Here is a 26,936-nt window from a genome sequence, read left to right as displayed (position 1 = left end):
AATTTTAGTTAAATAATTTGTCGGATACTTTATAAACGTGTAAATTTGCGCATCTGATTAGATTGTTTTAACCACAGGCAAAAATTGTTATATAGTCAGCCTTATTATTGCTATGAGAGCGTTTGTTGTATGCATTATATTTTGTATTTCTTGCTGTCTGCCATATGCGGCACGTGGCGAGGACGCTATTGTCGATTCCGTGTCGGTGCGGCTCTCATTCCTTAGAGGCGTTTCTGAACTCGACAGTGCTTTGTGTGGCAATAACAACACTTTACGCAGACTGAATGATGTGTTTGCTGACTCTGCCTATGTTATAAATTCAGTGTCGGTGCGCGGAAGCGCGTCACCTGAGGGAGTTTTCGGCGAAAACAATACTCTTGCCTCGTTGCGTTCCGCCACATTGGCTCAGGTAGTTGGGGATATCAGTTGCGGGATTGCTGATGTCGATACGTTAAGATCAGGTATTGACTGGGATATGTTATCCGGCAAGCTTGAGTCTTGTCAGGAGAAATGGGCTCCCAAGGCTATCGAAATCATTGACAACACTCCGATATGGGTAATCCGCGAGAACCGCGTAGTCGACAGTCGTATACGTCGCCTCAAACGCCTGGAGCGCGGGAAAGCATGGGAGTATATGGACACAATCTTTTTCCCGGGGATGCGCTATGCAGATTGCTGTATCACACGCAGTAAGAAAATGCAAGATCAGATTCCACTGTCGGCAGCTGATGCTTCCGTGGTCGAGTCGGAGGAGCCGGTAGAAATTACCCCCCCATTTATGTAGCTGAATCACAGGATTATACTTCGGTAGTTCCGAGCCCTGGACCGAAAGTGAAGTTTGCTGTAAAGAGCAATCTTCTCTACGATGCGGCACTGACCCCTAATCTCGGCATAGAAGCTGAGTTCGGTGACTGCTGGTCGGTGTCAGCCGACTGGATGTGTGCATGGTGGGGTAAAAGGAACGTTCACAGGTTCTGGCGGGTATATGGCGGAGAACTTGAGCTACGCCGTTGGTGGCACTCTCAGGCAGGAGAGATGTCGTTGACCGGGCATCATGCTGGTGTGTACTGCCAGATGCTTACATATGACCTCGGCTTCGGCAGCAGGGGTTATCAGGGTGACCGTTGGAGTCACGCTGTAGGTTTGTCCTATGGTTATTCCCTCCCATTGGGCAGATATTTCAATATAGACTTTTCCATAGGTATAGGTTGCCTGTGGGGTGAATATAAGAAGTATCATATCGAGGACAACTGCTACGTGTGGCGTAGCACCAACAATCGCCGTTGGTTCGGTCCGACCAAAGCCGAAGTGTCGATAGTATATGTCATCGGTGGCAAAGCCGACAAGAAAGGAGTGGTGTTATGATGAATAAGATGATTTCCCGTCTTGCGGCTATATACGCAATTATGATTGCAGCCGTATTTATGCCAGGATGTGAGCATAACGAGCTGTGTTACGACCATACACATGTGACCGAACTTAATGTAGAGTTTGACTGGAGTCAGGCACCGGATGCCGATCCGAGCACTATGGTGGTGCACTTTTTCCGTCCTGACGGATCATTGTACAGGCGTGTTGAATTCACCCAGCGTACAGGTGGTAAGGTGCGCCTTGAGGCGGGCGAATACAGCATTCTTTTCCACAACGGCAATATGGAGACTGTCTATGAGCTCGGCAACAGTCATTCCGATTATGCTCTTTCCGGAGTGTCGCGCTCTATTCTTGAGCCTATGGGGCGTGAAGGTGATGCCCCGCGTCCTCCCGAGTCGGCCGACCAACTTATTTTTTCAGCTCCCGATCAGGTGTGGGCAGGCAGCCATTCCGCTATAGAGATATTGCCTGGTGTGGCAGGACAGACAGTAAAGCTCACTCCGGTTGAGGCTACAATGGAGTATACGGTCGAGATAACCGGCGTGGAGAACCTTCGTGACGATATAGATGTAAGTGCGGCTATTACAGGAATGTCACCTCTCTACAGGCTTGCCGAAGGTTGTCATGGAGGTGAGGCAGCCACGCTTCCGATATCAGTTGAGAGGGTAGGCGATAACACACTTGTGGCGCATTTCCGTACTTTCGGGCATTGTCCGCAGACGGAACTGGCGCATACATTCTCGGTATATACGTCCAATAAGTTTTTTGTAAACTACGACATTACCGAGAAGATGCACAATGCTCCCGACCCGCGTCATGTTGTCATCGAGATACATGGTCTCAGACTACCCGATGCCGGCATGGGCACAGAAATCTCAGGATGGGAGAATGTGGAGGAATATGAAATAGACATGAATTAATAGCAAGTATTGCAAAATAAAAAATAACAGCGAAAATACAATTATGAATAATTCCAGAGTCAAGCTATCGTATGCAGCGAAATGTGCCATGGCTTTTTCCGGACTTATCCTCTCCTCCTGCGCCGCTGACGAGGTTGAGGTTGTCAACCATGGTACAGAGATAACTTTTACCACCAGGGTGAGCCGTGCTACAGAAATCGACATAAAGAACTTCAATGGGTTCTATGTATATGCCGATGCCGCAGGTTATCCGACTATGTTCATTAACGGAGATGAAGCCAAGCCTTTATCTGATCCTGATAGCAACGGTCATAATTCATTCGGTCTTGAAAATAAATATTATTGGCCCTCGGATGTCGAGACTATACGATTCTGGGCTTACGGTCCCTCAGGCAAGCGCGATGAGGGTGGTCTGAATGTCACACCTCAGATCACTGTGAATTCTCAGGCGTTCAGTGATGTGACCCCATTGCAGAGTCTGACCGACGGCGGTAAGGACCAGCGCGACTTTGTTGTGGCATATACTGAAGTGGAGCGCGGAAGCGCAACCGGTATGGCGGTCAATCTTCAGTTCAATCATGCTTTCGCACAGGTGCTTGTCAATGCCAAACTTGGTGAGGAAGGCAACCGTGTTCATGTCAAGGGTGCATGGATAATGAATGTGGCATCCAAGGGTGGACTCACATTCAGTGAAGAAAGTCAGTATGACGATGTCAACCATATGAAATGGGGGCCTTCATACAGCAATCTTACATCCTATGGTTATGTGCTTACGCAACCTGATATACTGAATAAAATAGAATATACCCCTCTTATCGGTGGAAAAGATAATTCAAGCCTGATGCTTGTGCCCCAAAAAAGGGGAAAAGTGACTTTTACAGACAATAAGGCTGATAAAGGTGCATATATAATGGTGCTGTGCCGAGTTGAAGCAGAGCACAAAGGTGCCACCCACGTCGAAGGTGAGGATGAAACTAAAGCCACGACAGGGAATGATGCTATTTTTGTTGAAGATGACAAGCATTACCATCAGCTGTTCCCGGCTCCCGTCAACGGGAAATTTGATAAGGACAAATACGGCTATGTATGTGTGCCTGTTGACATAGAGTGGAAGCCCGGTCACAAGTATGTCTACAATCTTGTGTTCTGCGGCAAGACCAGTGGTGCTGGCATCTATCCTCCCAACCCGGGAGAAGGATTCCCGTCCGACAATGTGATACCTACCCCCGACGGAGATGAAGGCAAGGTGATCCTTAACGACCCCATTTCATTCGATGTCTCTGTTGGCAGCTGGACTGAAATAACTGATACACCGGATGTGCAGTAACACTTCTTTAAGTGATTGATATAATTATAACCCTTTAGAACACTTATTTAATGGTGAATATGCTATTCATACACCATTTTGATGCTGTCATCACCAAAGCGTGCCGCACACTTCTGTTGTGTGCGGCAGGCTTTACCCTGGCAGGCTGTACTGACGACACTTTCGACCAACTTCAGAATAAGCAGGACGGTCCTCTGGCATTCGAAGTGCTTGCCCCGGAGAGCTGGACCGACGGCTCGTCTCGCTCCCGCGGAGTGGATGATGTTGCCATAACCCGCATGGACAGTGGTGCCGACGGACCATTGTATCTTATTGCGGAAATAAGCAATAGTCCCGACACCGTGATGTCGGTGTCTGCATCTCGTGGCACATCCGTGACCACCAATACTTTTTACCCATCATTCGGATTGTCGGCAATCTGTTACGCAGGCTCATGGAGCGATGACGATGCATCGGACTTGACAACAAATTTTGCCCACAATATAAAGATGGTAGCCAAAAACAACGTGTGGCAGGCTGCCGACGAAAGCGAAATTCTCGACTGGACAGGCTCAGGGAATATACGGTTCTTTGCTTATGCTCCTTTTGACGGAGATAAGCTGAATGCCACCGGTGCGTCCATATCCCATAGTGCTCAATCTGTCCCCGGCATACCTGCTGTTGCTTTCAAGCAGACCACAGTTGTAAAGGACCATGTGGACCTTCTCTCCACCAATATTGATTGCGATGCCTCCAAAGGTGGTAAAGTAAGCCTTAAATTCCGGCACTCACTGACCGCTGTGGTCGTAAAAACCGGTGATGATATGCTGCCGGGAAAAGTCACCGAAGTTACACTGTCAGGCATATACGACAGAGGCACACATAGTATAGGTACCGATAAGTGGACCATTGATGAAAAAACAGCGGTTAAAGAGACATTCACTGTCAAGCCTGACAAGACTCTTGATGCCTCAGGATCAGGTTCGAAACCGGGTAACACCAAGCCCGGTGAGGAGATAGTGGGCGGTGATCTTACATTCTTTATGGTACCGCAGACTCTCGGCTCGGATGCGAAACTCACCATCAAGTTCACCGACAAGGCATCGGGTGCCGATCGCACACTCACGGCGTCACTCACAGGTCAGACCTGGAAAGCCGGCACACGAGTGGCATATTCCCTCAACACCACCGGAATCAAAGTGGTGCCCACAGTAAATTTCGATTTTGTGACAGTACGCCCCACCAAGTCCACAAGAGAGGGGGAGACTGAGATAGAAAAAAGTAGAGGTATACCCACAAGCGGTTATATACCTGAATTCCTCGCCACAGCATACGCCAAAGTGTATCAGCTAAATGAAAGCAAGGATGAGGTGAATGCAAAGAAGGTGATGTTGCCGTTCAAGGTGGAATACTCAAAGGATGGAGGTGCAACATGGAAGGATGCCTCCTGGACCTCCCATGCCAAGACCGATGAGAATGGCATGACCAAGGGAAGCATATTGCTGGAGCCCCGAAAGGTGTTCAGTGATATGCGAGGAGCATTATATACTAACGTGCAGATAGGTGATTCCACAAGCTATCACGACCTCTCCGGAGGTGGTGAGACAGCCAACTGCTATATGGTCAATGCCCCCGGCTACTATTCACTTCCTCTCATTTATGGCAATGCCCGCGGTGAGGGTGACGTAGATAATGAGTCTGCATATACAAGCAAGGCTGAATATGTAGGACCATTGTCTGAGAAATTTGTACTTAAGAAATTTGTAGATCATAATGATGCTGCGATCTCAGGTCCGGATATTCCGGGGATTCTCATAGGGGACGCGGTATTGTTATGGCAGGATTCACCAGAACTGGTGCGTGATGTGCACCTCGATGCAGACAGAAAGAAAATAAATTTTCAGATTGATAGAGAAGCTATCAACCAGGGTAATGCTATAATTGCAGTGAGAGCTAACGACCCCAATAAGACCATTCTATGGAGCTGGCATATATGGGTGACACATTACGACTGGAATAATAATCTGATATTGGCGACATCCAAGGGTTATGAGGTTGATAAGGAGTATTGGTTTACTCCATGCAATCTCGGATATTGTGATCCTCATGATGAGGATAAAGCTGCTCAGACGTATTCTATACGTCTTACAGCGACACTGCCGGATGGAACCACCAAGGAATATAAGGTGGATGGCTTGGCGCAGGATGCGGTTGAGGCATCGTTTGCCGGTGATAACACCTATTATCAGTGGGGTCGCAAGGATCCTATGCTTTCCGGAATCTGGAACAATGATACATATGCTATAGTTCCTGCATCGACACAATATGATATGGACAATAAACCGTATTATCCCGGAGTATGCCGTTTCAATAAACGGGAGCACGAAGAGGGTATGAGTATAGGTGAGTCTATCAGGTATGCCAATCAATTCTTTTCCCATGATAATCCTAGCGGTAGCGATAAAACACCTGATAATTTTTGGAGGCGTCATTGGCATAATGGCAGTAGATTTGGTGGACTACGTACTATAATGAATTATTGGGATTCGGAATTGACGGAGGTGTATTTTTCTGACGGTAAATCGGCAACATCTAATTATCAGTATACTCCGTTGGGTCAGCTTCCTACGAAAACGATTTATGATCCATGTCCGGTTGGTTTCTGCGTACCTAATGCAAATGCATTCAGTAATTTTGCAGAACACACACACTCAACATCTTTAAATTATGATACTCCTGGATTGTTTATAAAGCAACGTAAAGGGTATGGTGACAAAGTTATTGGCTGGGATATAAGTAAAATTGCGGAGAGTGGAAACAGTACCATATTTTTACCGGCAACAGGTCTTCGTGATATGGGTGAAGGGTCAAAGGCTCCTCTGCCTGAATATTTTAAAAGCTCGACTAATCCTGCACATTCAAAAGTTACGTTTATAGCAACAACAATATTCAATCGTAATGATACATCGTATGATGAAGAGAATTATTATGAAAAATCCAGTAGTTGTCTGTTGATATATGTTGATGATCGAAATTCTACCATACATATAAATGAACCCACAAATAACGCCTATGGCTTCTCTATACGCCCTATAAAGGATACGAAGTAATAGACACTTTTGTTGACTCTATCATATTAAATGCAGTGTATCTAAAGGTTATTAAACCTTTAGATACACTGCATTTTTATTTATTCTCAGAATCCAACAACTTGTAGGATTCTGGTCCCAAGTGTTTTTTCAATAAGCGATATTGTTTCGATAGTAAAGTTGTGTGTACCTCGCATCCATTTGCTTATTTCAGATTCTTTCTTATTAAGCATAGTGGCGAGATCTTTCTGTTTTAGACCTTGCTCTTCAAGTATGTTATGAATCCTGTCCACTATCCGAAATGACAGGTCGACACGTTGTCTGACTTCCGGCAGAACCTTTGCCCTGCGGGTTTCAATTATGCTATTTCTTTTCATCGCGGGTGAAATTTAGGTTTCCGATTATTTCTTTGTCTACAATATATAATGTCCCATTTGCCAAACGAGAAACAATAAAACGGCTTGTATCCACAAGCGTTTCTACATAGTCGGATAAAGTTTCACTCTCCTGCCATGTTGAAGTGTCTTTTATTCCACCATTTCCAAAAATCAGAATTTTGTCGGAGAGTCTGATACAATAAAGACGTAGGTTACTCGTCTCGATTGGTATTGCACTTACTCCGTCACCGAATTTGCCTTCATGCCTGAAATATCGTTCCAAAGCCCCTCTTTCTCCGATATGGTCGAGCCATGCGATTATCGTGTCAATATCCTCATCGTAAGCGCAACCTTCGGGAACTTCTCAAAAAAACACTCAAGTTCCGAGAGTTCTTTGGTATTGAGATGAATACTGTAGAAATTTACAGCCTCATGCTCTTCAATCAATTCGATGGCATATTTCCGTGTTATGCTTAACTTATAAATTAACTATGCAAAGATAATGACTCTTTTTCGATATAACAAGTCGGTTAACTTAAAAGTTAATAAAATGCATCGATTTTCCTGTTTATTCATCGGCAGGATATCACAAATTCATTGTCAGCATAATAAAAGGTGATTGGGTAGCGTTACTCTTTTAGTAATGAAACTCCGAATCACCATATGCTTATATCGACTTCTTCTCATACTTCCGGCTATTGTCGGGGTAGGGTGTGGAGATGCATCGGCACAGTCACTCAACGATTGTGTGCTCAATCGTCCGTATGCCGATATGCGCCGTTGGCATTTGGGATTCTCTGTCGGAATACACACGCAGGACATCACATTCTCCCACAACGGACTGATCACTGCGGAAGGGGAGGAATGGTATATGGAGCAGCCGGGATTCTCACCGGGTTTCTGTGTAAACGGACTTGTGGATATGAGGCTCAACAGCCTTATGAACCTGCGTTTCACGCCGGGACTGTATTTCGGCAACCGAGACATAACTATGCGAGAGTACAATACCGGGGCGGAGCTGAGGCAGAATGTGAAAACGACCTGCATTGTCCTCCCTGTCGACCTGAAGTTCTCGGGGATGCGTTACCGGCAGTCACGCCCTTACATCACAGCCGGAGTTATGCCCGCATTCAATATCACGCGTTCGCAAGGTGACTATCTGCGCACTGTCCCGGCAGAGCTTTTTCTGACAGCCGGCTTCGGATGCGACTTCTATCTGCCTTATTTCAAGCTTGTTCCCGAGGTGAAATTCTGTTTCGGTATCACGGATGCCATCGAGCATGACCGTACCGACCTTGAGGACGAGCCTGACAAACTCAAGATAACACGTTCGCTCAGGAAAGCTCTGTCACGCATGGTTGTTTTCACATTTTATTTCGAATAGATGCGTTGCCATATTCTCCTAATATCCAGGTTGCATTTGCTGATCGCAGTGATGTGGGCGGTTGCTCCGCAGCTTAAGGCGCAGGGGGATGCAATGCTCACCCACTACTGGGCGGTCCCGACCTATTATAACCCTGCTGCCGCGGGTGACACTGACCATATACGCCTGCGTGGCGGGATGAGGGCGCAATGGGTGGGTATCGACAATGCTCCCCGCACATTTGTCGGGGCTGCCGACTCTCCGTTCAGGTGGCTTGGGAAACGTTGGGGCGCAGGAGTGGTGGTGCAGCAGGAATCCTATGGGCTTTTCCGCAATCTCACAGCCGATGTGCAGTTAGGCTACAAGCACCGTGCATTGAAGGGTGAATTCACCATAGCAGTCCAGGCCGGGCTGTTCAACGAGCAGTTCAAAGGGTCGGAAGTGTATATCCCCGATGACGACGATTATCATCAGAGCACCGACGAGGCAATCCCTGACCGCGATGTGGCAGGCAATGCGCTCGATCTCGGGATAGGACTGCGCTATGTCAGCCCTCGCTTCACTGCCGGAATATCCCTGATGCACGCCAATGCTCCGGAGGTCACTTTCAGTGACGACAGCGGTTCCGACTCATCGGCGGGCAATCTCGCCGGCGAGGCTCAGAAAAAGTTCTTGTTCAAGGCATCAAGAACCCTGTATTTTGATCTCCAGGGCAATATCCCGGTGAAAAACACGTTATTTGAAGTACTACCGTCGGTGCTCCTGAGGAGCGACTTCACATTTACCGACATTGCTGCGACCGTCCGTGCCAGATACAACAGGATGTTCTCTGCCGGGATCGGTTACCGTTACAACGACGCCGTATCGCTGATGCTCGGAGCCGAACTGAAAGGGATATTCATCGGCTACAGTTATGACCATCATCTGAGCGACATTTCCAAAGCTTCGTCCGGGAGCCATGAGATATTTGCCGGATATAACCTTAAACTCGATTTTTCACAGAAAAACCGTAATAAACACAAGAGCATCCGCATAATGTGATTATGAAAAAGATTCTATATACTCTCTTCGCAGCGACCCTCCTTACCGTTACCGCTGTGGGATGCGCCACCGGGAGCCGCAATTCCATGGGTGGCGAGGTCACCGGCGTAGGGGGGTTGTCGTGGGCGGAGCCTACCCCCTACGGAATGGTGCTTGTGGACCGTGGCTCTGTAAATATGGGACCTGCCAAGGATGATTCGCTATGGAACATCAAGGCTGATCCGCGCGGGGTGTCGGTCGACGCGTTCTGGATGGACGAAACCGAAGTCACTAATTCCAAGTACAAGCAGTTTGTGTTCTGGGTGCGTGATTCCATAATCCGCGAGCGTCTTGCCGATCCTGCCTACGGAGGCAATGAGGAGTACAGGATAGAGGAGGACCGGGAGGGGAACCCTGTGACACCTCATCTCAACTGGGCTAAGGCTATTCCCTGGCGTAATGCAAATGAGGATGAACAGAGAGCCATAGAGAGCCTTTACCGCACCAATCCGATAACCGGAGTGAAAGAGCTTGACCCCGAGCAGCTCAACTATCGTTACGAGACTTACAATCACACCGAGGCTGCCAGGCGTCGCAACCGTCTCAACCCTGAGCGGAGGGAGTACAACACCGATAAGCCTGTACCGGTGGAACTGCCTGTGATATCCAAGGACACAGCTTTCATCAATGACGACGGAGAGATAGTGCGTCAGACTGTCACCCGGGCTCTCACAGGACCATACGATTTTGTGAATACTTATATCGTGAATGTTTATCCCGACACCACCGCGTGGATCAACGACTTCGACAACGCCTATAATGAGCCTTATGTGCGCATGTATTTCTCTCATGCCGGATATAATGACTATCCTGTAGTAGGGGTGAGCTGGGAACAGGCTTCGGCATATGCCAACTGGCGTACTGACTTCCTGCGCCGTTCGCTCGGCAGGGAAGGGGTGTATGTGGAGCCTTACCGTCTCCCCACCGAGGCGGAATGGGAGTATGCCGCACGCGCCGGTAAGAGCGGCAACATGTATCCGTGGGACGGCGACTTGCCGCTCACAGAGGAGCAGGGATGTTTTTATGCCAACTTCAAGCCTCAGGAGGGAAACTTCGTCCAGGACGGTCAGCTTATCACTTCGAAGGTCGGGACATATTCGCCCAACGCGTTCGGGCTATATGATATGGCTGGCAATGTGAGCGAATGGACCTCGACCGCCTACTCGGAGAGCATTGACAGGATCACAAGCGATCTCAACCCGGAGTATCGCTATGATGCCGCCCTGGAGGACCCTTACAGGATGAAGCGCAAGATAGTGAGAGGAGGCTCCTGGAAGGATGTGGCTCACAATGTGCGTTCCGATATCCGCATGTGGGAATATCAGAATGAGCAGCGCAGCTATATAGGTTTCCGCTGTGTGCGCTCAAGGATAGGTTTTGCAAAGGGAACCCGAAAATGATATAGAGTATACATTTATCGGCTGTGGCTGATACAGACATTGCACCGTTTATGGATAAAGAAAAGATAAAATCCCGTTACCGCTCCATCATGACGTGGGAGGGGGGACAGCGACTGTTCAACTTTGCTTACAGTATCGGAGCCGCCATCGTGATATTAGGGGCTCTGTTCAAGATAATCCACCTTCCCGGCGGAAACACTCTTCTGTGCATAGGCATGGGCACCGAGGTGCTGATGTTCATTATCACAGCCTTTGACCGTCCCCCTAAGGACTATCGTTGGGAGGAGGTGTTTCCTGAACTTGAAAAGGGTGATGGAGAGGTCCCTCGGGAAGCTGGGCGGTCATATGCGGCAGCTGTGCCCGTGAAAAATGAGAATGTCGCGTCTGTCATGGCTCAGCCGGATGTCACGGTCGTGAACGGGGCATATGTGGAGCAGATGACAGCTATATCGGAGCAGCTTGCACGGTTGCGAGGGATTACGCAGAATCTCAATTCTGTGTCGGAGACGTTGCTTCAGAGCTGTCAGTCGATAGCCGACAACACAGCTTCCGTCACAGCCGGGTCAAAGGAATATGCCGAACAGATGGGTGAGCTCAACCGCGACCTCAAGGATGTGAGGTATATGTATGAGAGAAGTGCGCTTCAGGGAGCCCGCTATTGCGAGGAGTCCGAGAAGATGACCCGTCAGATGCAGGAGCTTAACCGTGTGTACGAAAACATGCTTCGGGCTATGGGCTCCGGGAATTCATGATGGTGCCCTTTGTGTTTTCATCAGTCCGATCATTAACTGATAAGAGATGTCAGAATCAGTAACCAGGCTTTCGCCACGGCAGAGGATGATCAACCTCATGTACATCGTCCTGACTGCTATGCTTGCACTGAATGTGTCAAGCGATGTCCTTGATGGCTTCGTGCAGGTTGAGGATGGCCTGGCACGTACTAATGTCAATGTCATAGAGCGTAACGATGCCTTGTACTCACGGCTTGAAAGGATTGCGGCTGACAATCCCGAGAAAGGTTCCCGCTGGCTTGACAAGGCTTCGGATGTGCGTCGCCGTGCCGGTGAGCTCTACCGTCATGTCGATACTCTGAAACTTGCGATAATAAGGGAGGCCGACGGAGAGGATGGCTCTCCCGATGATATACGGCACCGCGACGACCTTGATGCGGCGTCGGTAGTGATGCTTGGAGCCGGGGTGTCGCGCGGGCAGAAGCTTAGGGCCTCAATCGACACTTACCGTGATTATGTCACATCGCTTGTCACGGATTCTTTGAAGCGTGCTTTTATAGATGAATCGCTGAGCACGCGTCCTTTCCGGCGTCAGGGAATCGCGGCGGATCAGAAGTGGGAGGAGTCTAAGTTTGAGAATCAGCCTGTGGTGGCCGCCGTGACACTTCTCACCAAGCTTCAGAATGACATATGCTATGCCGAGGGTGAGGCTCTTGCAGGACTGCTGGCTGCGGTCGATGCCGGGGATGTGCGTGTAAACGAGCTTAATGCATTTGTAGTGCCTCAGTCACGCATGGTGATGCGGGGTGGCAGGTACTCGGCGGCCATAGTGCTTGCCGCCGTGGATACTACTGCTCGTCCCGATATATTCATTGGCGGGGACAAACTCTCCGGAGGCAAGGGGACATATGAGTTCACGGCTTCCAATGTAGGCACATTCGATTATTCCGGTTATATAGAGGTAGGGCATGGCGACGGTTCGGTAAGCCGTCATCCGTTCAGTTCCTCCTACACTGTTATGGAGCCTACTGCAACGGTTTCTGCCACGATGATGAATGTCCTGTATGCCGGTATAAACAATCCTGTGAGCATCTCAGTGCCGGGTGTTCCGACTAAGGATGTGTCAGCCGTCATGACCAACGGTACACTCTCCCGCCAGGGAAACGGATGGGTGGCGCGTCCTGACAAAGTGGGGGTGGACGCCACAGTGACAGTCTCAGCCGAGATTGACGGTGTGAGGCAGAATGTCGCATCTTCCACATTCAGGGTGCGCAGGCTCCCTGATCCTGCCGCTTACATTACGCTGACAGCTCCCGATGGCACCGGCAACCGTTACCGCGGGGGAAAGCCCATATCCAAGTCCGCGCTTGCATCTGCTCCGGGTATAGGCGCGGCGATTGACGATGACATGCTCGATATTGACTTCCGTGTGCTCGGTTTTGAGACCGTATTCTTTGACCAGATGGGCAATGCCATCCCTGAAGTGTCTCAGGGGGCTGATTTCAGTCCGCGTCAGCGCGACCGGTTGAAGAGGCTTTCACGCGGTAAGCGGTTCTATATCTCACGCATCCGTGCAAAGGGTCCTGACGGTATCGAGCGAGTGTTGTCGCCTATGGAAATAATAGTGAATTGACATGTAATCTTATTAGGTAGGGCGTCATGCCGTAACCCTGTAAATCAAAATATATGAAGAAAATTCTTCTCACAGCCATTGCTCTTCTCGCAGCTATATGTGTGTTTGCGCAGGATGCATCCTCTACTGCTTCAACAGTTGTGCGCCGTAAGGTGTCTGAGAGGAATGCCCGGTCCTCAGCTCCGGGCGTGACACAGCGTATGCAGTCGCATATTGATAATTCTCTCTCCTCGTCCGATGACAGCGAATTGCAGTGGATGCGTGTGATGTACCGCAGTCTTGATCTCACCAAGGATGCCAACGGCGCGTTGTATTATCCTGATGAGGTTGTAGAGGGGCAGGACAATCTGTTTCGCATAATAATGAAGCGTATGGCCGACGGTCAGCTCTCGGCTTACGAGTATCTTGACGGACGTGAGAGGTTTACCGATGAATATAAGGTGAAGATGCGTGATATCCTCGACAGGTTCTATATCCTTCATAAGGATGCCAAAGGATCCACCGAGAAGAATCCAAAATTTTCTATCGATGAGTCAGATATCCCCGCCTCGGAGGTGCTGAGCTACTATATCATTGAGCGATGGGAATTTGACCGCAGGTCCAATCGTGTCAGCACCCGGGTTGAGGCTGTCTGTCCGGTGCTGCATCGTGCCGGAGATTTCGGAGCCGAGGCTGTGAAGTATCCGATGTTTTGGGTAAGGTATGATGACTTGCGGCCATGGATAGCATCCCAGTACATATTCACTGACGACGACAATAATCTTGCACGCCATAGCTACGATGATTATTTTCGCCTGGGGCTTTATGACGGTGACATTTATAAGACTCGCAATCTCAAGAACAAGTCGCTCATGCAGCTGCATCCCGATCCTGACGATCTGGCACGTGCTCGCGACAGTATCCAGAACCGTCTCGACAGCTATGAGAAGAAGCTGTGGGTGCCTTCGCTTGACGAGCTTGCTGCCAGGCGCGAAGCTGCTGACAAGGCAGCAGCGATTGCTGCCGGAACAGAGGATGGCAGTGAAGGGATTTCGGCTGACAGCGGTGACAGCGGGAGGAGCAGTGCAAGGGTGTCACGTTCAAAACGCGGGGTGAAGAGTGCTGCTTCAAAAAGCAAGCCTGCCAAGGTGAAGAAACCCAAGGCTGTAAAGTCACGCTCCACAGCCACACGCTCGGTGAGGAACAACCGCAAGCGTAACTGATAAAAATACTTTTTATGCCAGCTCACGTTTCCATAGTGATTCCGGTGTACAATCGGGCTCACACCCTTGGGCGTACTCTCGCGAGTATTGACGCGCAGACTATGGCTCCGGAGAGGGTGGTGATTGTCGACAATAACTCTACCGATTCGTCGCTTGGGATAGCCTGTGAGTGGGCTAAGGGAAAGAGCCATGTGTCAGTTGTCACGGAGCCGAACCCCGGAGCTTGTGCCGCGCGCAACCGTGGGCTGAAAGAAGTGGATACGGAATGGACCATGTTCTTTGACTCGGACGATGTAATGCTGCGGACGCATATCGCTGATTTCGCCGAGGCTGTTGATGCTTATCCTGAGGCTGCTATAATAGGGCGAGATATAATCACTCGCTTCCTTGACGGTTCAGCTCGCAGGCTATATTTTATGGATGGCGGGGATGTGATGTTCCATCATCTGTTTCGGGGCTCGCTTTCCACTCAGCGTTATATTGCCAGGACAGCCCTGTTCCGAAATGCAGGCGGATGGAATGAGTCTCTGCCTGGATGGAATGATTTCGAGCTCGGAGTGAGGCTCATTCTAAGTGCCGACAGTGCCTCTGTAGTGAAGTTGCACGGCGAACCTTCGGTCATCACATATCAGCAGGAGCAATCCATATCTGGGCTCCGTTTCAGTGATCATCCTGAACGGTGGGAGAGGTCTCTTGATGCCATAAGGTCTTTATTCCTGGTGTTGCCGGATGATGACTCCCGAAGGCGGCAGATGCTTGACTGGCTCGATGCGCGGGCTATGATCCTTGCGGCGCAGTATGCGCGCGAGGCTCGTGTGGCGGAGGATGCTTGCCGTGACAGGTCTCAGCGTCTCGCCTCGGGGGTGTATGATGCAGTGATGTCACGCACACGCCATCCCCGCAGGATGCGTATGATTTACCGGCATAATCTATGGTTCGGACGTCTCACATGGATGCTTGTCCGGATGATGTTTTGACACCTCGAAATCCGGGATGATTCATTTCTTATAGATCTGTTTTATTATATTCTCAATAGTGTCGAGATTTCTTGGGTCGACATTGAGATTTATGATATTACCCTCCTGGTCAATAAGTCTGTAAGTGGGGTATGAATGCACACCTAAGTAGCTTTCAATGGCTTTCTGTTGGTCGTCCGGAAGATTGTAATGCACGATATTGTCCCCTATGAGATCATTTTCCTTTATTATGTTCTTCCAGCCGTCTTCCCGGCTGTTGTTTGCAAGATACAGGTATATTATGTCATACGGTTTCAGACGCTCGAATTCCTCTTTGGAGTTTTTCAGTGCCTGTACGCATGGACCGCACCATATGCCCCATATGTCCGTGAGAATTATTTTACCACGGTAAGGTTCGATAATTTTGCTGAATATCTTCTCTCCGTCACTCATGTTTTCAAAGTCCGATGATGGCTTAATGCTTAGGGAGTTATCGATATTTCTGTTCATCAGGGCTATGCATTTGTCGTTTGCTTCCATCACACGCTTTTTTGCAATCGGGAGCGAGAGTTCATTCATTATGAATTTCAATCTTTCTTCCTGGAATGGGACATAGGTATGCTCCAGTTCGTTAAGGCATATCGATGTAAGGTAGAAATCCCTGACTGTGCGGTCGCAACCTATCGAATCGGCTATTGCCAATGGCTGACGCAGCTTAAGTAAATTAATTGATAATTACACAGTCGGCATTGACAAATAATCAATGCCGACTGTGTAATTGCGATAGCTATGTAATTGATGCTATTGTAGTATTGCAGTCACCCGCTTTAGGGCGTCGAGGAATGCATCGCATTCCTCAAATGTATTGTATACGGCGAATGATGCGCGTGCCACACCCTCCATTCCGAAATGAGTCATAAGCGGTTGTGCGCAGTGGTGTCCTGTGCGTACCGCGACTCCGAGCTTGTCAAGGAGCATTCCCATGTCGTAATGGTGTATGTTGCCTACGAGGAATGATATTATGGCGCATTTGTCGGATGCCTCGCCGAATATCCTTACATCGGGGATTTCATCAAGCATTCGCCTGGTGGTGTATTCGAGAAGCTTGTGCTCGTGTGCGGCGATGTTCTCTATGCCTGTTCTCTGTAGGAAGTCGATGGCTTTGGATAGAGCGGAGATTCCTATGAAGTCGGGGGTGCCTGCCTCGAATTTGTATGGAAGTTCGGCAAAAGTTGTCTTTTCGAACGATACAGATTCGATCATCTCTCCGCCGCCTTGATAGGGAGGCATTTTCTCAAGCCATTTTTCTTTGCCGTAGAGCACGCCCACACCTGTGGGACCGTACATTTTGTGGGCTGAAAATGCATAGAAATCCGCGTCGAGGTCCTGCACGTCAATGCGGAAATGCGGAGTGGCTTGCGCGCCGTCGATCACAACCGGCACACCGTGGCTATGCGCCTCGGCTATCATAGCCTTGACCGGATTGATTGTTCCGAGCACGTTGGATGCGTGGCACACGCTCACAAGCTTTGTGCGCTCGTTGAACATCGAACGATATGCGTCGAGGTCAAGCTCGCCTCTATGGTTGATGGTGACAACCTTGATACTGAATCCTATGCGGTCGCGGAGAAGCTGCCACGGCACGATGTTGGCATGATGCTCCATCACGGTCAGAATAAGCTCGTCGCCCTCATTCAGCATCATGCCGCCGAATGAGGATGCCACAAGGTTGAGTGACTCGGTGGTGCCTCGGGTGAATATCACTTCGCTTGTGCTTCGTGCGTTGATCCACTCTTTGATGCGGACACGCGCTGTCTCCTGAAGATCGGTCGCTTCCTGCGACAGAGTGTGCACACCGCGGTGCACATTGGCCTTTGTCGTGGTGTAGTCCCTGACTATTTCATTGACCACGATGTCGGGGGTCTGTGATGTGGCGGTGTTGTCGAGATAGACCAGCGGACGGTTGTAAAGCTTCCGGGCAAGTATCGGGAATTCCGAACGAATCTTGTCGATATCCATGATCAATTCCGCTAAATGGTACGGCATGTCTCGCAATTGCCGAGCGAGCCTGAGAAACGTCGGTCAACAAGGTGGCGCAGCCTGTCCTGTAGCCCCGGGATGCGCACAGTGTCGATGACATCGATCATGAATGCCTGCATGAGCATGCGTCGACCCTCTTCCTCGGAAATGCCGCGTGAGCGCATGTAGAAGAGTGCGTCCTCGTCGATCTGCCCTGTTGTGGCTCCATGGCTGCATTTCACCTCGTCGTTGTTGATGATGAGCTGTGGTTTGCAGTGCATACGGGCCGATCCGCTTGCCAGAATGTTGCGGTTGCTCTGGTAGGCTTCGGTGTAGGGTGCTGAGGGTGTGACTGTGATGCTACCTTCGAAGGCTCCGTCCGACTCTTCGTCGAGCACATATTTGAACAGCTGGTTGCTCTTGCATCGAGGGGCGCGGTGGAACACTGAAGTGTCATTGTCTATGTGCATGTGTCCGCTTCCGATAGCCATGCCGCTCAGGTGGCATTCGCAGTGCTCTCCGGCAAGCTCTACATCAAAATCGTTGCGTGATGTCCCACAGGTGAGAGTGGTGTTGTTGATGGTGACATTGCTTCCCTGCTCCTGCTTTACAAACATGCGTGAGTAACGTGATGTGAGTTGTGACGATTCCTCTATCATGCACATCTCCAGGCATGCGTTTCGTCCGGCGATAATCTCGATGACCTGTGATGCCAGATAGCTTTGGGTGCGGTCCTGGGTGTGGTCGCACACAAGGAGCTTTAGCTCGGAATCCTCCTCCGCTACAATCAGCACGCGACGGAATGCGGCGAGCGGGGTGGGGGAGGAGAAGATGTTGACAAGCTGTAATGCCTTGTCGGACCGCACACCGCGAGGTATGTGGATGAACACTCCGTCCTGCACCATCATAGTGTTGAGAGCCACTGATTCATCTCCAAGTGTTGCGGCAGAGCCGTAATAGCGTGACACCACATCGGGCATCTCTTTTGAAGCATGTGCGAGTGACATGAATCTGATCCCTGAAGGCAGTTTGTCGTCAAGCCCGGCTGATGGGATGAACTTGTCATTGACCACTGTGGCCTGGAGAGTGGAAAGATTGGGGACATCGCAGCGGAATGTGGCAGCGATGTCGACAGGTATGCCTATGCGGTTGACGTTCACGCCGTAATCCGGCGCAAACATATCCTCTATCGAAGTCTTTTCAAAACCCTCGGTATGTTTTGTCGGGAGTCCGGCTCCATCCATCCCGAGGATTCTGCGGCATCCATCACGCATAGAGTTGAGGGGATCACCTCCTGATGCGTGTATTGCCTGGCGGGCGGAGTCGTAGAGATCGATATATTGTGTGAGTGCGTTCATGTTAATCCTTGTTTTCCTCCTTGATCCAGTCATATCCGCGTTCCTCAAGTTCGAGTGCGAGCTCGGGGCCGCCGGTCTTTACGATGCGTCCTTTGTAGAGGATATGCACGAAGTCGGGTTTGATATAATCGAGAAGTCGCTGGTAGTGTGTGATCACGATTGTAGCGTTCTTGGAGGTCTTTAGTTTGTTGACTCCTCCTGCCACTACTCTCAGGGCGTCGATGTCAAGCCCGGAGTCGGTCTCGTCCAGAATTGCGAGGCGAGGTTCAAGGACCGCCATCTGGAATATCTCGTTACGTTTCTTCTCTCCTCCTGAGAATCCTTCGTTGACCGAGCGGGATGCGAGCTTGTTGTCAAGCTCCACGATCTCGCGTTTCTGGCGCATGAGTTTGAGGAATTCGCTTGCGCTGAGAGGTTCTTGATTGAGGTATTTGCGCTTTGCGTTCACTGCGGCACGCATGAAATTGACCATCGATACTCCGGGTATCTCCACCGGATACTGGAATGACAGGAACAGACCTTCGTGGCTGCGGGTTTCGGGTGGAAGATTCAGCAGTTCCACTCCGTGCAGGCTTGCTTCTCCAGCTGTGACGGTGTAGGCAGGATTGCCTGCGAGAACTCCCGACAGGGTGCTCTTGCCCGAACCGTTGGGGCCCATTATGGCGTGGACCTCACCTTCGCGGATGGTGAGATTGACACCTTTGAGTATCTCTTTCCCTTCCACGGACGCATGAAGGTCGCGCACTTCAAGTAATATATCGCTCATAATTATATTATTTTCCTAATTTGTTGACAAATTTACTAACATTCTTATTTATGCCCAAACATTTCCGCTGCCAGTTTGGTTCTTCAGGCGTTATCATGAGTCTGGAAGGGACAGCAAAAAAGTTTTTGTTGCCCATCATTTAACTTACTTCATAGTTGAGGATCGCCTCTACGATGTAGAGCGCGCGGATATCACGGCGGTCCACATCCATGTCGTCGTAGGCAGGATTGTCGCTATGGAGGATTACCATGTCAGGGTCGTTATGGCGGCGTATATATTTAATAAGCCTGTATTCGTCCAATTGCACTACATATATCTGTCCCCAGAATATGTTGCGCGGATCACGTATGGGACGGATCGCTACATATCCGCCGTTATTGATGCGCGGGCTCATGCTATCGCCTCTCACCTTGACCAGATGCGAGTCGGGCGGGAGTTGAGGAATGTTGACCATTCCTATGGGGTGAGTCTCGCTGAATATCTGTTCAAGATTTCTGCATCCTGCCGTGACATCTATGTCATATACCGGCACTCCTCCCGGTGAGTTGTTGACAGGTTGCATGCTTTCTGCACTCACGGCTATCTCATGGGTCAAGGCTGGTTTGTCATATGGTACGCCTGCCCCGTCGCGGAGCCATGGCTTTGATATCCCCAGGTCGACCACAATACGGTTGATCAGACCTTCGGTAAATGGCAGTTTTCCTGTCATCACTTTGGAGAGGTTGGATGGGTCAAGCCTGAGCATGTGGGCTAATTTGCGCTGAGTCAGGTGCTTTTGCTGCATTATATATCGTAGTCGCTCTGTTATGTCGGATTCGTGACCAGAGTCATGAGCCTTATGGGTATTGTCCGAGCAGTTATTGTGCATATGTTGTTGGTGGGTATGGAATATTGAAACAATAAGAATTTGTTGGTAAATTTACAACATAATTGTTGTTTTGTCAAATATTTCCATTGGAGTTGCTGATTTTTTGAAAAAATCAGCGAGGCTTGCAATCAAAAAATTGCAAGCCTCGCTGATTGTCGGGGTGACAGGATTCGAACCTGCGACCACCTGGTCCCAAACCAGGTGCGCTACCGGACTGCGCTACGCCCCGATGCAATGTGGATTCGGTATGTCCGTGCATTACCGCCGGATGTTTGATCCTGATTGCAGCGCAAAGGTACGGAGTTTTTTTTACTTCCGCAACATATTGCAGGAGATTTTTATTGCTTCAGGTCTTATATTATCTTAGATTATCCCTCTTAGCCGCAGGTAGGTCTTTATCAGCTCCACGATCTTATCAAATGGCATGAGGGATGTGTCGATAGTAAGGTCGTAGCTTGATGAGTCTCCCCATTTCTTGTCGGTGAAGAAGTTATAGTAGTCCGCTCTCCATCGGTTAGTGCGTTTTGCCATCGCCTCAGCCTTTTCGGGGGTGAGAGCGTCGGCACGCGAAGTGATGCGCTTCACACACTCCTCCATCGGCGCGTGGAGGAATATGTTGACAACTCTTGGATGATTGCGCAGGATGTAGTCGGCAGTCCTGCCAACAACCACAAATGACCTCTTTTCCGCTTCGGAAGTGATGAAGTCGCTTACAGCCTTGTATAACGAATCATCGGTGATGGAGCCTCCGCCGGTGTAGTAGCACATAGGTGTCACCCCCATTGTGAAAGAGAAAATACCATGAAGGAATGATGGGAAACGCTCGTCCTTCTGCTCAAAGAATTCAGGTTCTATTCCTGAGAGTTTTGCCGATTCGGCAAGTAGTTCTTTGTCATAGTAGGCTATATCCAGTTCATCAGCAAGGGCGCGTGCAAGTTCACGTCCTCCGCTGCCGAACTGCCTTCCTACAGTGATTACGAACGGAGGGGCCTGAGTGCCGGTCCTGTTGTTGTCACAAGCTTTTATATCAGACATATAGGTAGATGTTGTCGGGATTCGGTCAATATTTTGTCTCACCAAAAATATAAAAAATATTTTACGTTAGCAAGATTTTTCAAAAAACCGACATTTTTTTGTAACTTTGGGGCTGAATTGCAATTTAATAAACCATTTAACAAGATTTCACGTGAAAATCAAGAATATAGTATTAGCGTGTATAGCCTCTGTGATGGGCATAGCGTATGCTGTGGCAGCTATCGACAATTCAGCCGAGGAAGTGGCATGGGTTGTCGGCGACCAGCCGATATGGAAATCGGATATCGAGGAAGCCTACCAGAGTATGCTATATGAAAAGGCCCCTATCAATGGAGATCCGTATTGCGTTATCCCAGAACAGCTTGCCATAGAGAAGCTGTATCTGCATCAGGCTGACCTCGACACTATCGAGGTGTCAGAAGGGATGATAATGCAGCAGGTGGAGCAGACCATAAATAATTATGTGGCTCAGCTTGGCTCACAGGATAAGGTGGAGCAGATGTTCAACAAGCCTATGGCATCGATCCGGGATTTTCTGCGCGAAGCCATCTCCAACCGGTCGCGTGTGCAGCAGGTTCAGGCAAGCCTTGTCAAAGGGATAAAGGCGACACCTTCGGATGTGCGCCGTTATTTCGACAAGCTACCTGAGGATTCGATACCTTTCGTGCCGCGTACGGTCGAGGTTCAGATACTTACCGCCGCTCCTGCCGTCCCGCGCGAGGAGATCGAGAATGTAAAGGCGCGCTTGCGCGACTATGCCGAACGTGTCAACAAGGGTGAGAGCGAATTTTCGACACTTGCCATCCTGTATAGCGAGGACCCTGTGTCGGCGGCGCGTGGCGGAGAACTCGGATTTGCCGGACGTGCGCAGTATGTGCCTGAATTCACTGCTGTGGCATTCAATCTCAATGACCCGAAAAAAGTATCGAAAATCGTAGAGACAGAGTATGGCTACCATATAATACAGCTTATAGAGAAGCGTGGCGACCGTGTGAATGTGCGTCACATCCTTTTGCGTCCGCGTGTCGCAGAGAAGGATCTTGAGGAGGCTGTGGTACGCCTCGACTCTCTCCGTAAGGATATTATTACTAATAATATACCGTTTGAGGAGGCTGTAGCCGCTTTGTCGCATGATAAGGATACCCGCAACAACCGTGGCGTTATGGTCAACACCAACTCTATGTCGAGCAATCACAGCACATCGCGATTCGAGATGTCGGATCTGCCTCAGGAGATAGCCAAGGTGGTCAATGATATGACGCCCGGCGACATCTCGGATGCCTTCATAATGAAGGACCCTAAGACCAATCAGGATATAGTCGCGCTTGTGAAGCTCTCCAACCGCATAGAGGGGCACCGTGCCAACCTTTCGGACGACTTTCAGCTGATCAAGGGTATGTATGAGCAGGCTCAGCAGACAGAAGTACTAAAAAAATGGCTTGAAAAGAAAATTGCCGAGACCTACACCCGGATTGAAGATGGCTGGCGTGACTGCGAATTCACCCATAAAGGCTGGATAAAGGCTTCGAAGTAATTCAGTTCACTGCGCCAAGATGAAATCATCGGCAACAGCAATATTGGCTATCGCGATTGTATCGCTTCCGGCAATGTTTGCCCAGACACCCGGCGACAGGACGGAAAAGGCTCCGGCTGCTTCCGGAAAAGCTGTTTCCGGGCGAGACCGTAAGCCCATAATACGTCCTACCATACCTCAGGCTGACCGTCACGAGCCCGGTAAAGTGTTTATCGAGTATGCCGACCGGCTTGAAAAGCCTGGGGGTTCTGATGCACAGGTGCTGATCGGAAATGTGCAGTTCCGTAAGGGGGATATGTTCATGTACTGCGACTCGGCTCGGTTCTATGAGGAGACTTCCTCGCTTGAGGCATACATGAATGTGAGGATGGAGCAGGGCGACACCTTGTTTGTGTACGGTGACGAACTGTACTATGACGGAGTTGTCGAGATTGCGGAATTGCGTGCATATCCCGGAAAGGATGTGCGTCTCATCAACCGTGACGTGACTCTTACAACACCAGTGTTCTTCTACGATATTCCTCAGGATGTCGGCTACTATATGGTAGGCGGAACTCTTGACGATAAAGTGAACACTTTGCGGTCGGAGCAGGGCTTCTATTATCCTGCCACAAAGGATGCATTTTTCTATATGAATGTCGATCTTACCGGACCAAGGCAGAACGACACTCTGAAGATGTACACCGATTCACTGACTTACAACACCAATACGTCGATCGCCCAATTGATGTGTGAGACTTTGATCGTAAATAAGGATGGCGAGATTACATCGACATCAGGGTTTTACGACACGCGCACAGGTATAGCTGACCTGTATGAACGTTCGCTCATACACACGAAGCGAGGCAACACTCTTACAGGCGATACGCTCTTCTATGACCGCGAGAGCGGATTTGGCGAGGCGTTCGGCAATATGGTGCTCACCGACTCAGCCAACCAGTCGTCCATACTCGGCGATTACGGTTATTATGACGAGCTGAAGGACAGTGCGTTTGTCACAGGCAATGCTCTCGCCATGGAATATTCTGGCAAGGATACATTATATCTGCATGGAGATACCATCACTGCATATATGAATCCCGATTCAACCAAGGTCACCAATGCCTTCCATCGTGTAAGGTTCTTCCGCAATGACATACAGGGCATATGTGACTCTATGAGCATGGTGGAGCAGGACTCCATATTATATATGTATTACAATCCTATTGTGTGGAACGGCGACAAGCAGATAGTAGGCAATGTCATATGGGTGCATATGAATGATTCCACTGTCGACTGGGCTCGTTTGCCGGAAATCGGACTGGTGTCGCAACACATTGCCGAGGATTGCTACAATCAGATGACAGCCAAGGATATGACTGTGTGGATGGCTGATACCACCATACGACGTCTATATGCCGAAGGAAATGTGCAGACTATAATGTTCCCGATGGAGAATGATTCTACCTACAATAAGTTCTCCTTTACCGAAAGTTCTTTCATGGATGCATACTTCGAGAACGGTGACATCAGCCGTCTTATAATGTGGCCTGAGACAACCGGTAAAGTAACTCCATTGTATCTTGCCAGACGTAACAGTTATTTTCTTGAGAAATTCAGGTGGTACTCACCTTTGCGTCCTATGTCGCCGTCGGAGGTGTTTGACTATCCTCCTGAGATGGCAGATCTCGCCAAGCAGAATATACTCGGGCGTATGAGCCCCGAGGCTCTAACGTTGCGAGGCCGGGCTTTGGGCAAGCCTGCCCCGAAGATCGCCGGATTGATTTCCGGTGATGCTCCCGTTCAAGATACAGTGCCGCCATCGGATGTTTCATCAGAATCTTTGCCGACACAGGAGACTCCTGCCGAAGTTCCGGACGGCGATCCGTCGGAGCCTGCTGACGAGCAACCTGCATCCCCCTCTCCCGCCGAAACTCCGGTAATTCCTGAAGAAGAGGAGGAGAAAAAATGAATGACATAATACGACAGCTTCCCGACTCGGTGGCTAACCAGATAGCAGCCGGAGAGGTGATACAGCGTCCGGCATCGGTAATAAAGGAGCTTGTAGAGAACTCGATTGATGCCGGAGCCGACTCTGTTACCATCATACTTAAGGATGCCGGCCGCACGCTCATACAGGTGATCGACAATGGTTCGGGGATGAGCGATACGGATGCTCGTATGGCATTTGAGCGTCATGCTACGAGCAAGATATCCAGGGCTGACGACCTTTTCACACTCAACACCATGGGGTTTCGTGGTGAGGCTCTCGCTTCCATCGCAGCAATCGCTCAGGTAGAGCTTCGCACCATGCGCCGTGGCGAGACTCTCGGCACGCGCATTGTCATAAACGGCTCCAGGGTTGAGAGCCAGGAGCCCGAGGCGGGAGTCCCGGGGTCCAATATGATGGTCAAGAATCTGTTTTTCAACGTTCCGGCACGCCGTAAGTTCTTGAAGAAGGATGCGGTGGAGATGAGTGCGATAATGAGGGAGTTCGAGCGTCTTGCTCTTGTGAATATAGGAGTGGACTTTACCCTTGTGAGCAATGACACCACTGTTCACTCGCTCATGCACGCCCCTTTGAAGAAGAGGATCTGTGACCTGTTCGGCAAGAATCTCGACAAACAGCTGCTCCCTATTGAGACCGATACGTCAATAGTGAGTATCAGCGGATATATAGGGCTTCCTGAGAATGCCCGCAAGCGCAATCCGCTCCAGTTCTTTATGGTGAACGGACGCAATATGCAGCACCCATATTTCCGCAAGGCAGTATTGCAGTGTTATGACCGCCTGATACCGGTAGATACGCAGCCCAATTATTTCATCAATCTGCGTGTCGATCCCGAGACTATCGACGTCAATATACATCCTACCAAGAGCGAGATAAAGTTTGAGAATGAACAGGCTATATGGCAGATACTCACAGCTGCCATACGCGATTCGCTGGGACGTTTCAACGTCGGGCCTTCGCTCGATTTTGACAGGGAGGCCGATGTCCCGGAGATCCCGGTGTTCAATCCCGAGGCAGAGAGGATGCCGGAGATAGATGTCGATCCCGGTTATAATCCGTTTTTGGAGCAGATACCTTCGACTGCTGAGATCTTCGGAGCTGAAATTGCTGATGCTTTTCGTCCGCGGGAGACGGTGCATACCCGGGAGAGTGCAAGCACTCGATCGGCGGCGGGATACTCACGTGATGAGTACAGGCCTCGCCATGAGGGTGGAATGCACAGGTCGGCAGCCACTGACTGGGCAAGACTCTATGATGACTTTATGCGCAAGCGTGACGAGGGTCTCGCATCGCTACCTGATGCTGCACCCGGGGTGGGGGATGATGTTCCGGCTGAGAAGTCCGAACCGTCACTGCTGCCGGGCACTATGGCTTCAACAGGTCATGTGTTCCAGTATCGCGACACTTATATCCTCACCACTTCTCGTGACGGGCTCATGGTGATTGACCAGCACAGGGCGCATATGAGAGTGCTTTATGACGCTTACATGTCGAAGGCTGAGGAGCAGGAGTTTGTAGCTCAGGCCACTATGTTTCCCGATGTGCTTGAACTTTCAGGGGCGCAGAGTGCGGTGCTTGCCGATATTGCCCCCAGCATGGCGCGTCTGGGGTTTGTAATCACTCATCGTGGAGAGAACTCATGGAGCATCGACGGTGTGCCATCCCAGCTTATCGACACTTCTGCACGTGATATGGTGCTCGGCATGATAGAATCTGTGACCGAGACAGGGCTTGACCTTGCCTCCGCTCTTCATGAGCAGGTGGCTCTTACCATGGCTCGCAGCGGGGCGATACGTCGAGGTCAGTCTCTCACTCCTGATGAGATAGAGCGGTTGCTCAGCGATCTGTTCCGTTCTCACTCCCCGGCTCTTACTCCTGATGGGAAGAGCGTGTTTGCCATAATATCCAACGATTATATCACAAGACTGCTCGGATAAA

The 26,936-nt window shown here is 49.9% G+C and carries 22 protein-coding genes and 1 tRNA gene; 15 read left to right on the top strand and 8 right to left on the bottom strand.

Translation table 11 applies throughout. The annotated features are described in order from the left end of the window. The first annotated feature begins 112 nt into the window (after positions 1-112). Genes EZ315_RS04370 through EZ315_RS04350 form a run of 5 tightly spaced genes read left to right on the top strand, consistent with a single transcriptional unit; the run spans position 113 to position 6,707 of the window. Entirely contained in the window at positions 113-784 is a 672-nt protein-coding gene (locus tag EZ315_RS04370) for a hypothetical protein (protein WP_135470939.1), read from the top strand. A gap of 47 nt (positions 785-831) precedes the next feature. Then, on the top strand, positions 832-1,365 hold the full coding sequence (locus tag EZ315_RS04365) for a DUF3575 domain-containing protein (protein ID WP_170957457.1): 534 nt from the start codon (positions 832-834) through the stop codon (positions 1,363-1,365). 41 nt (positions 1,366-1,406) lie between these two features. Then, a complete protein-coding gene (locus tag EZ315_RS04360; protein ID WP_135470935.1) occupies positions 1,407-2,291 on the top strand; it encodes a DUF5119 domain-containing protein in 885 nt (294 codons plus the stop codon). Between the two features lie 43 nt (positions 2,292-2,334). Then, a complete protein-coding gene (locus EZ315_RS04355; protein WP_135470933.1) occupies positions 2,335-3,618 on the top strand; it encodes a fimbrillin family protein in 1,284 nt (427 codons plus the stop codon). Between the two features lie 59 nt (positions 3,619-3,677). After that, positions 3,678-6,707, top strand: coding sequence for a fimbrillin family protein (locus EZ315_RS04350; RefSeq protein WP_170957456.1), 3,030 nt, complete (start codon positions 3,678-3,680; stop codon positions 6,705-6,707). Between the two features lie 86 nt (positions 6,708-6,793). Here the strand turns inward: EZ315_RS04350 and EZ315_RS04345 are convergent, their stop codons facing one another. Further along, positions 6,794-7,063, bottom strand: a complete 270-nt coding sequence (locus EZ315_RS04345; protein ID WP_135470930.1) for a helix-turn-helix domain-containing protein — start codon at positions 7,061-7,063, stop codon at positions 6,794-6,796. A 643-nt stretch (positions 7,064-7,706) separates the two neighbouring features. Between EZ315_RS04345 and porT the strand changes: the two genes are divergently transcribed. Genes porT through EZ315_RS04310 form a run of 7 tightly spaced genes read left to right on the top strand, consistent with a single transcriptional unit; the run spans position 7,707 to position 15,449 of the window. Next, positions 7,707-8,447 (top strand): type IX secretion/gliding motility protein PorT/SprT, encoded by a 741-nt coding sequence (porT, locus tag EZ315_RS04340; RefSeq protein WP_135470928.1) that lies wholly within the window; start codon positions 7,707-7,709, stop codon positions 8,445-8,447. Further along, positions 8,448-9,467 (top strand): PorP/SprF family type IX secretion system membrane protein, encoded by a 1,020-nt coding sequence (locus EZ315_RS04335; protein ID WP_135470926.1) that lies wholly within the window; start codon positions 8,448-8,450, stop codon positions 9,465-9,467. Between the two features lie 2 nt (positions 9,468-9,469). After that, positions 9,470-10,906: a T9SS ring complex lipoprotein PorK/GldK gene (porK, locus tag EZ315_RS04330; RefSeq protein WP_135470924.1), complete on the top strand. Its 1,437-nt coding sequence runs from the start codon at positions 9,470-9,472 to the stop codon at positions 10,904-10,906. A 23-nt stretch (positions 10,907-10,929) separates the two neighbouring features. Next, positions 10,930-11,658, top strand: coding sequence for a type IX secretion system motor protein PorL/GldL (porL, locus tag EZ315_RS04325; RefSeq protein ID WP_135470922.1), 729 nt, complete (start codon positions 10,930-10,932; stop codon positions 11,656-11,658). Between the two features lie 46 nt (positions 11,659-11,704). Further along, positions 11,705-13,270, top strand: coding sequence for a type IX secretion system motor protein PorM/GldM (gene porM, locus EZ315_RS04320; RefSeq protein ID WP_135470920.1), 1,566 nt, complete (start codon positions 11,705-11,707; stop codon positions 13,268-13,270). Between the two features lie 53 nt (positions 13,271-13,323). Then, positions 13,324-14,472, top strand: a complete 1,149-nt coding sequence (gene porN, locus EZ315_RS04315; RefSeq protein WP_135470919.1) for a type IX secretion system ring subunit PorN/GldN — start codon at positions 13,324-13,326, stop codon at positions 14,470-14,472. Between the two features lie 14 nt (positions 14,473-14,486). After that, on the top strand, positions 14,487-15,449 hold the full coding sequence (locus tag EZ315_RS04310) for a glycosyltransferase family A protein (RefSeq protein ID WP_135470917.1): 963 nt from the start codon (positions 14,487-14,489) through the stop codon (positions 15,447-15,449). A gap of 21 nt (positions 15,450-15,470) precedes the next feature. Here EZ315_RS04310 and EZ315_RS04305 read toward each other — a convergent pair whose 3' ends face one another. The 7 genes from EZ315_RS04305 to EZ315_RS04275 form a co-directional block, all read right to left on the bottom strand. Beyond that, on the bottom strand, positions 15,471-16,130 hold the full coding sequence (locus EZ315_RS04305) for a TlpA family protein disulfide reductase (protein ID WP_135470915.1): 660 nt from the start codon (positions 16,128-16,130) through the stop codon (positions 15,471-15,473). Positions 16,131-16,229: 99 nt separating this feature from the next. Then, positions 16,230-17,447, bottom strand: coding sequence for an aminotransferase class V-fold PLP-dependent enzyme (locus tag EZ315_RS04300; RefSeq protein WP_135470913.1), 1,218 nt, complete (start codon positions 17,445-17,447; stop codon positions 16,230-16,232). 11 nt (positions 17,448-17,458) lie between these two features. Further along, positions 17,459-18,805 carry a Fe-S cluster assembly protein SufD gene (gene sufD, locus EZ315_RS04295; protein ID WP_170957454.1) on the bottom strand — a complete coding sequence of 449 codons (1,347 nt, stop codon included), beginning with the start codon at positions 18,803-18,805 and terminating at the stop codon, positions 17,459-17,461. A gap of 1 nt (position 18,806) precedes the next feature. Then, positions 18,807-19,571: a Fe-S cluster assembly ATPase SufC gene (gene sufC / locus EZ315_RS04290; protein WP_135470910.1), complete on the bottom strand. Its 765-nt coding sequence runs from the start codon at positions 19,569-19,571 to the stop codon at positions 18,807-18,809. 139 nt (positions 19,572-19,710) lie between these two features. Continuing rightward, positions 19,711-20,439: an XRE family transcriptional regulator gene (locus EZ315_RS04285; protein ID WP_135470908.1), complete on the bottom strand. Its 729-nt coding sequence runs from the start codon at positions 20,437-20,439 to the stop codon at positions 19,711-19,713. 155 nt (positions 20,440-20,594) lie between these two features. After that, positions 20,595-20,668 (bottom strand) — tRNA-Pro (locus tag EZ315_RS04280). A gap of 134 nt (positions 20,669-20,802) precedes the next feature. Further along, positions 20,803-21,474, bottom strand: coding sequence for a cytidylate kinase-like family protein (locus EZ315_RS04275; protein ID WP_135470906.1), 672 nt, complete (start codon positions 21,472-21,474; stop codon positions 20,803-20,805). Between the two features lie 193 nt (positions 21,475-21,667). On the opposite strand from EZ315_RS04275, the gene EZ315_RS04270 reads away from it, so the two are divergent. The 3 genes from EZ315_RS04270 to mutL are packed head-to-tail and all read left to right on the top strand — an operon-like array spanning position 21,668 to position 26,935. Continuing rightward, on the top strand, positions 21,668-23,008 hold the full coding sequence (locus tag EZ315_RS04270; RefSeq protein WP_135471905.1) for a peptidylprolyl isomerase: 1,341 nt from the start codon (positions 21,668-21,670) through the stop codon (positions 23,006-23,008). A gap of 19 nt (positions 23,009-23,027) precedes the next feature. Then, positions 23,028-24,959: an OstA-like protein gene (locus EZ315_RS04265; RefSeq protein WP_135470904.1), complete on the top strand. Its 1,932-nt coding sequence runs from the start codon at positions 23,028-23,030 to the stop codon at positions 24,957-24,959. Continuing rightward, positions 24,956-26,935: a DNA mismatch repair endonuclease MutL gene (mutL, locus tag EZ315_RS04260; RefSeq protein WP_135470902.1), complete on the top strand. Its 1,980-nt coding sequence runs from the start codon at positions 24,956-24,958 to the stop codon at positions 26,933-26,935. Before EZ315_RS04265 ends, mutL begins: the two co-directional genes overlap by 4 nt. Position 26,936: the final 1 nt, after the last annotated feature.

The sequence above is a fragment of the Duncaniella freteri genome, from assembly GCF_004766125.1.
In the GTDB taxonomy this organism is placed as follows: Bacteria; Bacteroidota; Bacteroidia; order Bacteroidales; family Muribaculaceae; genus Duncaniella; species Duncaniella freteri.
This window is presented reverse-complemented; position numbering and strand designations above follow the sequence as displayed.